We start from the raw sequence: 15,420 nt of genomic DNA, 5'->3' as shown, positions 1-15,420 counted from the left end.
GTATTTTGCGTTCAAAACAATTCAAATTATATGAAGATAGGGATACCAACAGAGATAAAGCCCAGTGAAAACAGGGTCTCGCTAACCCCGGCAGGTGCACTTGAATTTTCCAAGAGGGGGCATAAAGTATTCGTGCAATTGGGAGCAGGAGAAGGTTCGGGTTTTCAGGATGAAGAATATCTAAATGCCGGAGCAGAAATATTACCTACTATTGAAGATGTTTACCGGGAATCTGAAATGATTATAAAGGTTAAAGAACCTATTGAACCGGAATACGAACTCATTCAGAAAGACCAGTTGGTATTTACGTACTTTCATTTTGCATCATCAGAGAAATTGACCAACGCTATGATGGAAAGGGAAGCCATTTGCCTTGCCTATGAGACCGTTCAGGCTGTCGATGGTTCACTACCCCTACTGGTGCCAATGTCAGAAGTGGCAGGACGGATGGCTGTTCAGGAAGGAGCTAAGTATCTCGAACGTCCTATGGGGGGGAAAGGAGTATTGTTAGGTGGTGTACCTGGAGTATCACCGGGAAAGGTGTTAGTACTTGGCGGTGGTGTCGTAGGTACTCAAGCGGCAAAAATGGCGGCAGGATTACGCGCGGAAGTAACTATTATGGACATTAATCTCAACAGGTTGAGATATCTATGTGATGTAATGGAGGCCAACGTACAGACTATGTATTCTAATGAATACAATATTCGCAGCCTGATAGGGGAGTGTGATTTAATCATAGGGGCAGTTTTGATTCCAGGTGCCAAAGCACCTAACCTGATTACCCGCGATATGCTCAAGAGCATGAAACCGGGTACAGTATTGGTGGACGTTGCCGTAGATCAGGGTGGATGTATCGAAACATGTGAGCCAACAACCCATGATGATCCTATATACGTAATAGATGAGGTAGTCCATTACTGCGTAGCTAATATGCCGGGTGCAGTACCACAGACTTCTACGATAGCATTAACCAATGCTACATTGCCCTATGGCTTATTGCTTGCTGATAAAGGATGGAAGGAAGCGTGCAGGCTCAGAAAGGACTTGTTATCCGGACTTAATATTGTCAAAGGGAATATTGTTTATAAAGGGGTAGCGGAAGCTTTTGATCTCCCTCTTGAGGATGTCAACAGATGGCTCTAAATAATCTGGATAATGGAGAAGGTCTATTTTGCGTCTGATTTCCATCTTGGGATTCAAAATTCCAAAGAGCGAGAAAAAAAGATAATATCATGGTTGGATAAGGCTGCGGTAGACGCTGATAAAATCTATTTATTAGGTGATCTTTTCGATTATTGGTTTGAATATAAATTTCATGTACCGAAAGGTTATGTTCGCTTTTTGGGGAAATTGGCAGAAATTCAGGATTCCGGTATATCGATTGAGATTTTTACAGGAAATCACGATGTTTGGATGTTTAAATACTTTCCTGAAGAATTTGGAATTCCCGTTCACAGAGAGGTTAGATTAGAGGAGTTAGGAGCCAAAAAAATTATGTTGGGACACGGTGATGGATTAGGCCCGGGAGATATGGGATATAAAAGGTTGAAAAAGGTTTTTACCAATCCGGTTCTACAATTTTTATATCGTCAGTTGCATCCGGATCTATCTTGGAGGATTGCCAATTTTTGGAGCCATAAAAGCCGTTCTCAGGAATTAAAACCCCCTCCTTTTTTGGGAAAGGAAAAAGAGTGGTTGATACAATATTGTGAATATAAGCTACAATCTTTTTCAGATATAGATTTCTTTGTTTTTGGTCATCGACATTTACCTATTTTTTATCAACTTTCCAATGAAAGGTCTTATTACATCAATATAGGAGATTGGTTGAACCATAACACATATGGTATGTTTGATGGCAATTTCTTCTATCTTTATGAATATGGTAGGGATGAACCATTATATAGGTCTCATTAGTGTAATTTGTTTCAATTTCTTATTGATGGGTTGCAGTGGAATGAGGACTCTTGGCTCGGGATCTTCCGTTTCCCGAAAATTAGTTTATATAGATGATGCTAAGAATGGATTTATTCTTGAAGCCAATAGAAGCCTGGTAAAACTAAATGCCAATGGCGATGAAATGTTCCGCTATGATTTTGAAATACCTGTTTTTAAAACAGGTATGTACAATGGTTTGCAATTTTACGCTTTTAACGAGAGTTTTCAGCGGTTTTTTATTCTCGATAAATATTTAAATCAAATTACTTCCATTGATTTTTCTATGCACTTTCCCAATATCGTAGAACATCCCGTACTGGATGGTAATCAATCTATATGGCTTTTTAATCGAAATGAAAATAAAGTACAAAGGTGGACCACACAATTCTCAATCCTGACAGAGACCCAAAATCTGGATTTAATCATCCCGGGCGTATCTATCGACCAGATTTTCATAAGAAAAAACATAGTATATTTAGTTGATTTTGACAAAGGATTGTATGAATTTGATTTTACCGGGCAATTAGTTGCTCAACATCTCTTGCCAGGAATAGCAGAAGAAGTTCAGATTGACGGAGACAGGTTGTATTTTTACCAAACAGGTAAGTGGTATTTCATTAATTTGTCTGACTCATTAATGTCTCCAAAAGTTGTTTTAAGTTTTGAAGATCAATCTAATAAGGATATAGTGAACGGCATTTTTTTTAATAATTCATTTTATTATTGGAATGAGAATACTTCAGAAGTTAAAATGATAGACTTTGCTGTCGGAAAGTGAATTTTTCATTTTATTTAAATGTTCAATTTAATTTAGTTTACTGGGGATGATAAGTGATATAATGCGAAGTTTTCTGTATTTGTTTTTGATATTGGGTCAGTTATACGGACAGGAGAATTCGTTGTTGTTTGATTGGCCAAAGGAGGAGTGGGTGCAAGCTACCACAAAGGATCGTACCGAAACTCAAAGGATAATACAAATCCCTTGTTGGGATAAAGCAAGCAACCCTGCAGATGTATCAAAAACGAAAATAGAAATGTTGACTTTTGATTTGAAACATTTCCCGGTAATGAATTCATTTGACAAATTATTGGAACACGATATTTCCTATTTCCATGGTCAAAGCCAGGATGGTGATAAATTGTATGGATATACTATTAACAACCGAATAAGGTTGTTTTTTTCAAGATTCGGTCAACTATACTATATTCGGCATGAATCCGGGGAAAACAAATATGTGTTGGGATCCCTGGAAATCAGGTCTTCCGGGGCCTTTACTTGCCTGTCCGAAGGATTGTCCTCTCGTCTTGGGGTAAGGTCAGGAGGACAATCAATTGATTGTCAGGAACAAAATTATGATTTTCTTACGTTGAGATTATTAGTAGCCTGTACCGGGGAATGGGGAGAAAATTTTGAAAAAAAAGAAGATGCTATAACGTCGATATTGGATAATGTAAGTGCTGCCAATGCTTTTTATAGCAAGGAAATGAATATCCAATTTGATGTTATCATACCAGATGATTTTATTTTTATGGATTCAGAAATAGACCCATTCACTTCTAATATTGACTCATTGACCATTAATTCCCGCAATTTTTTCAGGGATAGCGCCCAAGATATTGATTTTGATATTGGACATGTATTCCATAAATTACCGGATATCGGAGTCAATGCTGCCGGAGCTGCATTAATAGGTACTGCCTGTAGTGAAAGTGAAAAAGGAGCTGGATGGACGGGTACTGTGGATCCGGCTGATATTAATTTGAATTTGAAAGTAACAACCCATGAAATTGCTCATTCTTTGGGTGCTCATCATACCTTTTATGGATTAGGGGGGGAATGCGGATTATTGGGTAATCGGCATGAAGGCCATGGATTTGAACCGGGTAGCGGAAGTTCATTGATGGCTTACCCCGGTCGTTGTGACATGGATAACTTGGAAAATAACTCCAATGGTACATTATATTTTCATACCCATACGATCAATGAAATCCTTGAATACTTAAATTTTTATCGTTCTTGTGGTGTTCGGGAAGGTTTTGGGATACCATTAGATGTCGCCATACCCAATGATTTTTTATTGCCAACAGGTTCTTCATTTGAGTTGAAGGCTACAGGTGACGGAGGGATTCTTTATAATTGGGAGCAATACGATACTGATTCGGAAATACCAGACATGGCATCTGCAGACCCTATTAATGCAGGATATTATTTTGACAAGCCTGTATACAGAAGCTATCCACCGGGAGACAGGGGTTTTTACAGGTCATTCCCGTCAAGCGATGTTGTATTGACAGGCGAGGAGTACAACGGAGAAGTTTTTACCAGGGTGCCCCGGCTTTTGACCATGAGAATGACTGCCAGAAGGTCAGGTGTTTTATCTTGCCAGGAAGTCAATATAAATATGATTGACGGCAACCCCCTGGAAGTTAATTCCCCACGGGCAGATACTGTTTTTGAATTAATAGATTCAGCTAATTCGATTTCTCAGGATGACTATACCATTCCCATTGAATGGAATGTGGGCAGCACATTACACCCTGCATTGAATTACGATTCCGTATCTATATACTACAGTACGGATGGAGGAGTTTCATTCCCTTATCTTTTGGCTGAAAAGGTTCCGAATTCTGGAGCAGCCAGAGTCACTCTGCCTCCAATCGATACAGAGACAGGACGAATTAAAATTTCAATTTCCAATAATTCAGAAGGGTTTACTATTTATGATATTAATCCAGGTAATTTTTCAGTTGGTTTTTCAGTTACCCCAATTATTATAGAAAAATTCTTGGGTGAGAATTTGGAGGGAAGGCATAAACTTTATGGGAGGATATTTGATCCGGGTAATGAGATTTCAAAGATTGAGATAGAAAGGAGTATAGATGGTTATCAATTTCATTCAATTAAAGAGTTGGTGAAATCTAAAGATAGTTTTACCAGTGAATTTATTACCAGTTCAAGCTATTATTACCGAATTGCTGTTTATTTGAAATTGGGAAGAATTCAATATTCCCGGGTAATAGAATTAGCTGGTCTGGGTAATCAATCGAAAAAACCATTCTTCGTAGCCCCCAATCCCTTGCATTATAAAAATTCGTCCATAGAGTTTATAGAAGATTTTACTTGTAATAGCGGGCGCTTTTATTTACTCGATTTATCCGGTAAATGTATTTGGAGGCATCGAGTTAATTCTACTGATAAAATTTATCATTTACCATCAACTCTTGGTTCGGGATTCTATATATTAAAATTTGAGTGTGGCAAAGAACAGTTTATGGAGAAGCTAATTGTACCGTAATCCTACATATTTATAATATTTATTTGCAAACAAAATCGTTTTAATCCTTTATCTTACTTCAAAGTAGAATTAGGAGATATGAATAGAAGACAATTTGCCCGGATGTTGGGGGGTGCAACCGGTGGTGCCTGGTTGGCAGGTTGCCAGTCTAATAAGGGTATAACGGGCAGGACCGAGAATGTAGTTGCTAAGGAGGTCATTTACCCTGAGAAGTTAAAATATGGTTCAACCATTGGTTTGATTGCACCTGCGAGTTTTGCCAGTGAAGAGAAAGTAGATAGGGCGATTAAAAATCTTTCGGAATTGGGATTAAAAGTAATTGAAGGTAATTATTTGAGGGAAAAGAACGGGTTTGTTGCAGGTACTGATGAACAGCGATTGGAGGATTTGCATAATATGTTCGAAGATCCTGGAATAGACGGAATCTGGTGTGTGCGAGGAGGTTATGGTGCCGGCCGGTTGTTGGATAATATCGATTATGATCTGGTAAGGAAAAACCCCAAGGTATTTATTGGTTATAGTGACATTACAAGCCTGGTAAATGCCTTTTTTTATAAATCGGGATTGATTTGTTTTCATGGGCCTGTTGCAAGTTCGAAGTTTACATATTATACATCATTATATCTAAATCGTGCATTGTTTGATCCTGGGTTTACTTTTACAGTTCTTCCCAATAGGGATTATGATGAAGGTGGGGAAGTCTATACTGTTTTGAAACCGGGAGAAGCTGAAGGTATAATGGTGGGTGGCAACCTTTCACTTTTGGCATCAATGTGCGGAACCGGATTTTTACCGGATTTTAAGGATAAAATAGTATTTATTGAAGACATAGGGGAGTCGTCATATAGAGTGGACCGGATGATTGTTCAATTAAGGCAGGCTACAAATATAGATCTGGCTTCAGCACTTATTTTTGGAAACTTTACAAATTGTAAGGCAGAGAATGGAGATCAAACAGTGGAAGAAGTTATTACCAATCAATTCAAAGAACTTGCTTGTCCTCAGGTAATGGGGTATTCTATTGGGCATATAGATAATCATTGTACCATTCCAGTTGGAATAAATGCCAATTTCAGATCGAAAGACGGATTGATTCGTTTTAAAGCCTGAATTCAAGCTTTTTTAGGACTCTATACATGGAGGACTAGCGAAATTCGACCACATAGTTCGAAAATAGCAGACTGTTTCGAGACCAGTCTCAAGGATGGCGGGTGTTTTAAGGCATAGGTATTTAGGTTATACTATTCTTCTGATACGGTTTTAGAAAGATACCAATGGATTCTCTAAATAAATAAGACCTGAGAATGGCTTATCTCGTGTGAATATAGAATTCTTTTCTTCTTTCACAGCGGTTTAGTTTTCGAGGTAATGTTTGAAATTATCGATTATTTGCTGGATATCATATATCGTCCCATTTTTGACGACTTTAATGTCGTTTCCTTTTTTGAGAATGAAAGTAGGATTGCTATTAAAGTCGAATGAATGTAAAAAAGGTCTGAACGTGGATGCTGGTTCTTCCTGTAATAAATAGATCGATTCCCCTGGGATTTTTTCAGGTACTTTGTCCAGAATGAATGCAAGGTACCCATTTCGGACATTCTTCTCCCAATCTTCTTTACTCAACATCGAAATGTCAATATATTTTTCCGGGTAAACTTTAGGAATAATAAGATCATACCCTTCGGCATCAAATGTATTTATCCCGGTATAAACTGATAAGTCTCCAATATCTGCGATGCTTGATATTTTAGTAGTTTTGCCTTCGTTCTCAGTATCGTAATACCGGTAACCCAGGCTTGTTTTAACAGTCTTTTTTGATTTTTTGATTTTCAGATTATCAATAATAAGGGAAAGCATTTTGGATTCATTAAAAGGTATGGAATTGTAATCTCCAATAGTGTTTTCGAAATAATTTTGATTAATTATTCCTTCCAACGCTTTAATGTAGGTAATAAAGTTTAATTTTCTAAGTTCTTGTTTTTCCAGGTCACCGGGGTATCCTCCCGATTCGATTAATATCGTTGAAGTTCCCCACTTTTGGAAATTATCTCCGAAGGCTCTTGGTTCAAAGGTGTCATCGTATTTGGCAATGCGGTCGGGAATGAAATTTGACAGGCTGTCGTTTAGCATGGCTATCAATTGCATAGCTTCCATACGGACCCTGTTAATGTCTTTTGCATGATTGAAAGCAGGAGCCAAAAATGCCAGTGCAACTTGTTTCCCATTTTGTCCAGCTCTGTAAAATTGGCTTTGGTCGTGCAGATTAAATCCAAATTTAGGTCTTATGGAATCTCGAATGGATTTTAGAATTTCAGATTCAGGATTAGCTAGGTGAACGGCATCTCTATTGAGGTCTATATTTGCTGAATTTCTCCTTTGGAATTCCTCCGCCCCATCGGGGTTTAACATGGGTATAAAGTAAAGTGTGCACTTATTTTTAATTTGATCTAAAAGATTTTCATTTTGTTCTACATCTGAAACAAGCCAATGGAATAAGTCAACAAGGGCCATGGTTGCAGTTGATTCGTCTCCATGCATTTGAGACCAAAATAGAATAGGGATAGGTCCATTTCCATATTTGACAAGGTATATTGGCCTTTCTTCAATACTATATCCCGCCTTTCTGACCTCTAATTCCGGATGAAGTTTGAAATGTTCCAATAGGGGGGCTAATACCTTTATCCCAAACCTTTTTTTATCGATAGAAGTTTCTTTATATAAATGGTATGTACTATCCATTTCTTTAATCGAAGGCCATGTTACCTGCGCAACACCAGAATAGTGAATTAGAAATAAAATTATGAGTGTGAGTGAAAATTTCATTTTAGTAGATATATAGTTATATTTAATATAATTAAGCAAAATATAAATTTAATTCCAATGTTCAATGAGGTGATAGCCGGTTTAATATTTTGCTCACTAATAGTGAGTTGCGTTGGACCGAGAAGTATGTCAAAATCTAATGTAGAAGAATTGGAAAATTTGATTTTGACAAATTTTGACGGAGCGGATGTACATACAGGCTTTATATTGCGAGATTCAAAAAAGAAGGAAAAAGTCCTGTTTGACTATAAGGCAGACTACTTATTTACCCCCGCATCCAATACAAAAATTCTTACTTTCTATGCTTCCAAAATGTATTTAGATAAATATTTGAATGGATATAAATATTTTGAAAGAAATGATACGACATATTTTGTAGGGTGTGGAGACCCCGGGTTTTTGAATCAGCGTTTTGAAGATCAACTTGCTTTTAGTGAATTGCGCGATAAAGAGAATCTTGTATTTGTTGACCTATGGAATTCCGATCAGCGTTGGGGACCGGGTTGGTCCTGGGATGATTATTCCTATTATTACGCTACTGAAAGAAGTATTTTTCCGATTTATGGGAATACGGTTACTTTTAGTTCCACTCCTTCGGGACTTGAGATGGTTCCCGGTAATTTTCCTACTAGTGTGGGAAATTATAATAAGGGGGAATCGGTCCGGAGAGCTGAGAGTCAGAATATTTTTAACATAGACAAAAAATGGTTAAAAATGAATGATCAGGATACTGTTTATATACCCTTTAACTGGTCAGGAGAGTTGTTTGCGTCACTATTAAGTGATACATTAAGGAAGACTGTTAAATTAGTGCCTTCGAATTCAATTGGAAGGAAGATGGATTCCGGTGTATCATGGAAATTTGTAAATGGGTCTTCCAGGGATACGGTGCTTCGTAAAATGATGTATGATAGTGATAATTTTATCGCCGAACAGCTACTTTTCAATATATCTTCAAATTGGACAAATAAATTGTCATCAGAAGCTGTGATTGATACCATGTTTACTTCTGTCTTGAAAAAATGGAAAGGAAAAGTTCGTTGGGTTGACGGTTCAGGGCTTTCGAGGTATAATGCTTTTTCCCCGCGATTTATTAGCGAGGTTTTGTTGAATTTATACGACTTTTCTTCTGAAGAAGAGCTTTTTTCTTATTTCCCGGCAGGGGGTGTGCGGGGTACAATTCAAGATTGGTATGGAGATGATGATGGGCCGTTTGTTTTTGCAAAGACAGGGACCCTTACAGGGGTTCATTGTCTATCCGGGTATGTAAAAACAAAAAGTGGACGAACACTAATTTTTTCATTTATGCACAATGGCTATTTAGGAAGTTCATCAAAATATAAGCGTAAGATGGAAATAGTACTTCATTGGATAAGGCAAAATTTCTAAGTATATCTAATGTAAAACATGAAAATTACTTACTTTCGAAGTTTACAAGCTTAGTTTCAGAAAAGGAATTGTAAAAACTTTTGAAGATTGATCTAACTTAAGGTATGCGACTTAGTATTTTGGCGGGAGTATTCTTTTTACTAATACAAAATATTGCTTTTGGGCAATTGGACGAATGGTCAGGAAAGACAAAGCAGGAGCAAATACATTACGTCAGGAATATTTATCAACATATCGACGAAGATACTAATTTGGATTCGTTAATTTCAGAAGTGATAATGTTGGAAAAGGAAGTTGAAAAATCCAAGAACCTAGATCTTTGGCTAGAAATTTCATATCTAAAATTATATCTTCTTACCCACCAGAAAATAGTCTATCCGGAAGACTATCAAGATGTAAGAAAAGAAATTCCCGAATTAGCCAGTGAGACAAATAATTGGGCAATGCTGGCAAAAATGGAGGAGCTAGAGGCAGGATGGATGTGGAATATCAATGAATACGAGCAGGCTTTTGGGCATTGGTATAGAATGTTGGAATACAGTAAGAAGGCTGAAGGGGCGATGGATAAAAATCTAATAAACGGATTGCATCGACTTGCACGCGGGCATTACTTCTTTCATGATTATCGTTCAGCTGTCAAATATCTCAAAGAACTTTTAAAAGCTTTAGAAAAACATCCAATCGAGTATTTTGAACTTCAGACGAATAATACGTTGGGGTTGTGTTACAGGGAATTGGGTGAATTTGATACTGCCAACTATTATTTCAAAAATACAGAACGGTTGGCCGATCGTTATGATAGAATTCTCTGGAAGGGACTCGCGATAGGCAACCTTGGATATAATTATTATTTAAAGGGGGATTTGGATAATGCAGTACCCTTAATAAAAGAAGACTTTCAAATTAGTCTTGACAATGGTGGATATCAAAGTGCTGCATTTGGGGCCATTTTATTGGCAAGAATTAGTTTAGAACAAGATAAAAGTATTAGGGAAGTGGAAAAATCTGTTCAGCTGGCTAGAGACTGTATTCGGGAATCTGGCAGCCGAAAAGTATTTCTGAAGGATTATTATCCCTTATTGAGCAAATACTATGCGCGGTTAGGAAACTATCAACTTTCCAGCAAATACTTGGATTCCACCCTCTATGTGAAAGATAGCCTGGCCGAAGCATATAACTCCTTACAAATTTTAAGGGCCAGGCAAAAAGTCGAGGTGGAAAAGTCAAACACCCAGCTGACAAAAATTCAATTAGAAAACCAAAAAAAAACTATACAGAGAAATGCCGTATTGATAGTTCTTCTATTAATGGGAATTTCAGGAGTTTATATTTTTAAAAATCATAGGGCCAAACATCATAAGGAGCAAATGTTGAAAGATGCTCGTCTAAAGGAACAAAAGGCAGCCCTGGAATTGGCTGAAAAGAAATTATTTGATTACACGAGAAAAGTTTCGGAAACTAATGCTGTAATTGAGCACCTCAAACAACAAGCACAATCTGAGACCGATAGTAAAGACGCGAAAATTGGCATTTTGTATGAAAGTACCATTTTGACAGACAAGGATTGGGATGAATTCAGAGTACTTTTTGACAAAGTCTACCCTGGGTTTATTAGCAGATTGAAAATAAAAACACCCGGACTCAGTTCTAATGAAATCCGTTTTGTCGTGCTTTCAAAAATGAATCTCTCAGTTAAGGAAATGTCAGGGATGCTGGGGGTTAGCCAAAATGCTGTCTATAAAACAAAGAGCAGATTGAAAAATAAATTGGGCTTTGAAGATAATTATTATTTTGATCATTGGATTGCTGATATTTAGATATTCTATTAATTTTATAGAATGAAAAATATTTGTAAACTGCCAATAATAAAGTGGTTCATTGGATTTATAGCCTGCATGATTATCGTGTATGTTGCTGGAGGTAATAATTACATCTCGAATCAAGGTTCTTTTGAAATAGGAGATTTCAAGGATGGAAGAGTGATCAAAGTAACGAATTTGGAATCAAAAGGTGAAGGTTCCTTTCGGGATGCTGTAAATGAGTCGGGGGCGAGATATATTGTATTTGAGGTTTCAGGAGTCATTGATCTTAAAAAGGAAAATATAGTAATAGAGAATCCCTATTTATTTATTGCTGGGGAGACAGCACCTGGAGATGGAATTACTCTAATACGCGGTGGTATTTCCATACGGACACACGATGTGGTTGTCCGCCATTTGAAGGTTCGTCCCGGGGACGCAGGGGAAAATCGAAAAAGTGGTTGGGAGGTAGACGGAATTGCTGCTAGCGGAGCTAAGGCCTATAATATAAAAATTGACCATTGTTCAGTAACCTGGTCAACAGATGAAAATATCAGCGTTTCCGGCCCGCGACTGTTAGGTCCTGAGCATACAGCAAGAGATGTAGTGATCTCAAATTGTATAATTGCGGAAGGCCTGAGTAATTCTACGCATGCTAAAGGAGAGCATTCCAAGGGAAGCCTTATCCATGATAATTGTCAAAATGTATTGATTAAAGGAAACCTATATGCTCATAATAAAAGGAGAAATCCATATTTCAAAACAGGTGCATCGGGAACCATTATGAATAATTTGATTTATAACCCTGGAACCAAAGTCATCCATACATATTGGGTTCAGTCAGAATGGGAAGGGCATCCTGAGCCTAATCCTGCCAAAATTTCTATAATTGGCAATGTTTTAATTCCAGGAAAAGATACTAAGGCCGAATCAATGATTGATGCAAACCATGCCGAATTATTCATTGAGGATAATTCGATAGAGGAAAATACCAAGAATATTAAAATAGTTACCGGAGAGTTTAAAGATGTAAGTAATTATGGGACGAGTATAGCCGGTAACACCATATCTACAGCATCTGAAATTGTAGAATCAGTTTTGAAGAATGTAGGTGCCCGTCCCTGGAAGCGAGACAATATCGATTTGCGAATACTGGAGAATGTAGAAAATAGAGTAGGCCGGATTATTAATAGTCAGGATGATGTGGAAGGATATCCTCAGTATGAATCCGAGTATCGCAAACTAGATGTCCCTGAAGAAAATATTGAAAAATGGCTTAATACCTTTATTGAATAGTAACCAGTTGCTTGCTGAATTTTTTTTGTAAAATAATGGATGTAAGGTCTTAGAAAAAGATTAAAGAATGTAATAGTTTCAAGGGATTCAAATTTCTGATTTTTCATTTTGGAAGCCTCTTTCAGAAACATATTGTTAGGCAGTTGAAATGCTTTTTTTCAATCTGATTGTATTTGAGGCACCAGTTGTTCTTTGCCTGCAATAGGGGTGTTAGGATGTGCAAGTACGTTTGAGACAGGATTGGGGTAAAATTTATCTTGATAATCCATTACATATTATAAATTTTTGCATTCGTTATAAAACTTCTTTTGTATGATTATATTTGTTTCACAACTTTTTCAATATTAATTTGATTACATATAGTGGAAAATCAATAGCAACATGGTATTCAGATATTTCATATTAACAATAGTAAGTTTATTTATGATACATACGGTAACGGCCCAGAAAGAAATTTCATTAGAAAATATATGGGAGGATGGAACCTTTGCAGAGAAGACGATTCCTGGGTTTAATTTTATGGAGGATGGAAGGCATTTTACCCTTAAAAAGGAGAATAAAATAGTATCATACGATATTACTACAGGGAAGGAGGCAGATGTGATTTTTGACCCGGATATTCCAGAGGTAAAAAATGGGTTTTCAGGTACAAGCTACACATATTCTTTTTCTACGGATGAACAATTAGTGTTATTAGCAGAGAACCGGAAGAAGGTTTACAGGAGGTCATTTACAGCTGATTATTATATATATAATCGAAAAAGTAAAGAGATTATACCTTTGTTTGATAAGGGGCAACAAATGAATGCTCATTTTTCTCCTGATGGCAAAAATGTTGGTTTTGTGTATAACAATAATTTGTTTTATAAAAACCTGGATTCGGGTGAGATTATTCAAGTGACCAGGGATGGTAAAGAGAATTTGATAATCAATGGTGCTGCTGATTGGGTCTATGAGGAAGAATTTGCCATAACGAGGACTTTTGAATGGTCAGTTAATGGTAATTATATAGCATATATACGTTTCGATGAATCGGAAGTGGAAGAGTTCACCATGACTAATTACAAAAACGGTTTATATCCGGAATATGAGAAGTTTAAATATCCTAAAGTAGGAGAGAAAAATGCTGTAGTTAGTTTACACCTTTTTGATGTGCGAAATAAAAGATCTAAAAGGATATCAATTAATGTCGAGGATAACAATTTTTATATTCCCAGAATAAAATGGACAAAAGCAGAAAGTGAACTTTGTGTCTTTTTAATGAATAGACATCAAAATAATTTAAGATTAATGCTTGTTGATGCCCAAAATAGCACAACAAAATTACTTATGGAGGAAAATAACCCTTATTATATAGATGTACATGATAACTTAAAGTTTTTAAAAGGTGGGAAGCAGTTTGTATGGACAAGTGAAAGAGATGGATTTAATCAAATATATTTGTATAATATGGATGGTACGGTTGAAAAGAAACTAACACCTGGGACTTATGATGTAACTAATGTGTATGGAATTGATGAAGGAAGGAACAAAGTGTATTTTCAGGCTGCAAAGGAATCACCCCTGCAGCGTGAAATTTATAGTGTAGACTTGAGTGGTGGAGTTGTCGAACCTATGGAAGATCGTCCCGGTACAAATTCTGCTGAATTCAGTACCACATTCGATTACTATATTCTTACCTATTCAAAAGCGGGGATTCCTCCTTCTTATGCTGTCTTTACTAATGATGGTGAGGAAATCAGGGAATTGGAGAATAATAGTACATTGGCAGGAAGAATTGAAGAGTATCATTTCCAACCTATGGAATTTTTTACTTTTCATAATAGAGAAGGGACTGAATTAAATGGATATATGATCAAGCCGGAAGGGTTTGATTCAACGCGGGAATATCCATTATTCATGTTTTTATATGGGGGCCCGGGAAGCCAGCAAGTAACAGATAGCTGGGGAGGACGTAATTATTCGTGGTTTCAAATGCTTGCGCAAAAAGGATATGTAGTGGCTTGTGTTGATAACCGTGGAACCGGGGCTCGGGGTCAGGAATTTAAAAAAATCACTTATTTACAATTAGGGAAGTATGAGACAAGTGATCAAATTGATGCAGCCCGATATTTAGGAAATTTACATTTTATTGACAGAGATAGAATTGGTGTTTTTGGCTGGAGCTATGGAGGATATATGTCTACCAATTTGATTTTACATGGAAATGATGTTTTCTCATTAGCTATTGCCGTAGCACCGGTAACAAACTGGCGATGGTATGATACGATTTATACTGAGCGGTATATGAGAACAGAAGGTGAAAATGAAAAAGGGTATCATGATTACTCTCCAGTATATTATGCGGATAAATTGAAGGGGGATTATTTGTTAGTTCATGGGTTATCTGACGATAATGTGCATTTTCAACATTCTGCGGAAATGGCGGCTGCTTTAATTAGGGCAGGTAAAGACTTTGAGACAATGTACTACCCCAACAATAACCATAGTATAAATAACAAGGGGGCTCGTATGCATCTCTATCGCCTAATGACAAACTTTATTCAAAATAAATTATAATGGAAATTCTTATAACTAGCACTGACTTTATACCGGGAGAAGAAATTACAGAAATTTTGGATGTTGTAAGAGGAAGTACTGTCCGGGCCCGTAATTTTGGTCGTGATTTTACTGCTGTTTTCAGGAATTTAGTGGGGGGCGAAGTCAAAGAGTACACAAAGTTAATGTCCAGTGCAAGGGAACAAGCACTTGACAGAATGTTGGCAGATGCTGAAAGGATAGGGGCTGATGCGGTAATTAATGTTCGGTTTACTACGGCAATGGTAATGCAGGGTTGTTCAGAAATCTTGGCGTATGGAACAGCCGTTAAATTGAAATAA

The 15,420-nt window shown here is 37.0% G+C and carries 11 protein-coding genes; 10 read left to right on the top strand and 1 reads right to left on the bottom strand.

Annotated features, from left to right (window positions below; genetic code table 11):
- The first annotated feature begins 30 nt into the window (after positions 1-30).
- The 5 genes from ald (at position 31) to LVD47_RS04990 (ending at position 6,344) form a co-directional block, all read left to right on the top strand.
- Positions 31-1,143 carry an alanine dehydrogenase gene (ald, locus tag LVD47_RS05010; RefSeq protein WP_236974454.1) on the top strand — a complete coding sequence of 371 codons (1,113 nt, stop codon included), beginning with the start codon at positions 31-33 and terminating at the stop codon, positions 1,141-1,143.
- A gap of 12 nt (positions 1,144-1,155) precedes the next feature.
- Positions 1,156-1,917, top strand: a complete 762-nt coding sequence (locus LVD47_RS05005; protein WP_236974453.1) for a UDP-2,3-diacylglucosamine diphosphatase — start codon at positions 1,156-1,158, stop codon at positions 1,915-1,917.
- Positions 1,892-2,716, top strand: a complete 825-nt coding sequence (locus LVD47_RS05000) for a hypothetical protein (protein ID WP_236974452.1) — start codon at positions 1,892-1,894, stop codon at positions 2,714-2,716. The genes LVD47_RS05005 and LVD47_RS05000 overlap by 26 nt, the downstream gene beginning before the upstream one ends.
- Positions 2,717-2,762: 46 nt before the next feature.
- Complete coding sequence (locus LVD47_RS04995) at positions 2,763-5,234, top strand: zinc-dependent metalloprotease (RefSeq protein WP_236974451.1); 2,472 nt, start codon at positions 2,763-2,765, stop codon at positions 5,232-5,234.
- A 78-nt stretch (positions 5,235-5,312) separates the two neighbouring features.
- A complete protein-coding gene (locus LVD47_RS04990; protein WP_236974450.1) occupies positions 5,313-6,344 on the top strand; it encodes a S66 peptidase family protein in 1,032 nt (343 codons plus the stop codon).
- 243 nt (positions 6,345-6,587) lie between these two features.
- Here the strand turns inward: LVD47_RS04990 and LVD47_RS04985 are convergent, their stop codons facing one another.
- Positions 6,588-8,057 (bottom strand): M14 family zinc carboxypeptidase, encoded by a 1,470-nt coding sequence (locus LVD47_RS04985; protein WP_236974449.1) that lies wholly within the window; start codon positions 8,055-8,057, stop codon positions 6,588-6,590.
- Between the two features lie 126 nt (positions 8,058-8,183).
- Between LVD47_RS04985 and LVD47_RS04980 the strand changes: the two genes are divergently transcribed.
- The 5 genes from LVD47_RS04980 to LVD47_RS04960 all read left to right on the top strand — a co-directional run bounded on the left by LVD47_RS04980 (position 8,184) and on the right by LVD47_RS04960 (position 15,420).
- Positions 8,184-9,446, top strand: a complete 1,263-nt coding sequence (locus LVD47_RS04980) for a D-alanyl-D-alanine carboxypeptidase/D-alanyl-D-alanine-endopeptidase (protein ID WP_236974448.1) — start codon at positions 8,184-8,186, stop codon at positions 9,444-9,446.
- Positions 9,447-9,550: 104 nt separating this feature from the next.
- Positions 9,551-11,263: a helix-turn-helix transcriptional regulator gene (locus tag LVD47_RS04975; RefSeq protein WP_236974447.1), complete on the top strand. Its 1,713-nt coding sequence runs from the start codon at positions 9,551-9,553 to the stop codon at positions 11,261-11,263.
- A 21-nt stretch (positions 11,264-11,284) separates the two neighbouring features.
- On the top strand, positions 11,285-12,541 hold the full coding sequence (locus LVD47_RS04970) for a hypothetical protein (RefSeq protein WP_236974446.1): 1,257 nt from the start codon (positions 11,285-11,287) through the stop codon (positions 12,539-12,541).
- A 423-nt stretch (positions 12,542-12,964) separates the two neighbouring features.
- A complete protein-coding gene (locus LVD47_RS04965; RefSeq protein ID WP_236974445.1) occupies positions 12,965-15,100 on the top strand; it encodes a S9 family peptidase in 2,136 nt (711 codons plus the stop codon).
- Positions 15,100-15,420 (top strand): YbjQ family protein, encoded by a 321-nt coding sequence (locus tag LVD47_RS04960; RefSeq protein ID WP_236974444.1) that lies wholly within the window; start codon positions 15,100-15,102, stop codon positions 15,418-15,420. The genes LVD47_RS04965 and LVD47_RS04960 overlap by 1 nt, the downstream gene beginning before the upstream one ends.

The organism is Membranihabitans maritimus, from assembly GCF_021729145.1.
Lineage (GTDB): Bacteria > Bacteroidota > Bacteroidia > Chitinophagales > Saprospiraceae > Membranihabitans > Membranihabitans maritimus.
The sequence above is the reverse complement of the archived record's forward strand: the minus strand, read 5'-3'. Positions and strand labels throughout refer to the sequence as shown.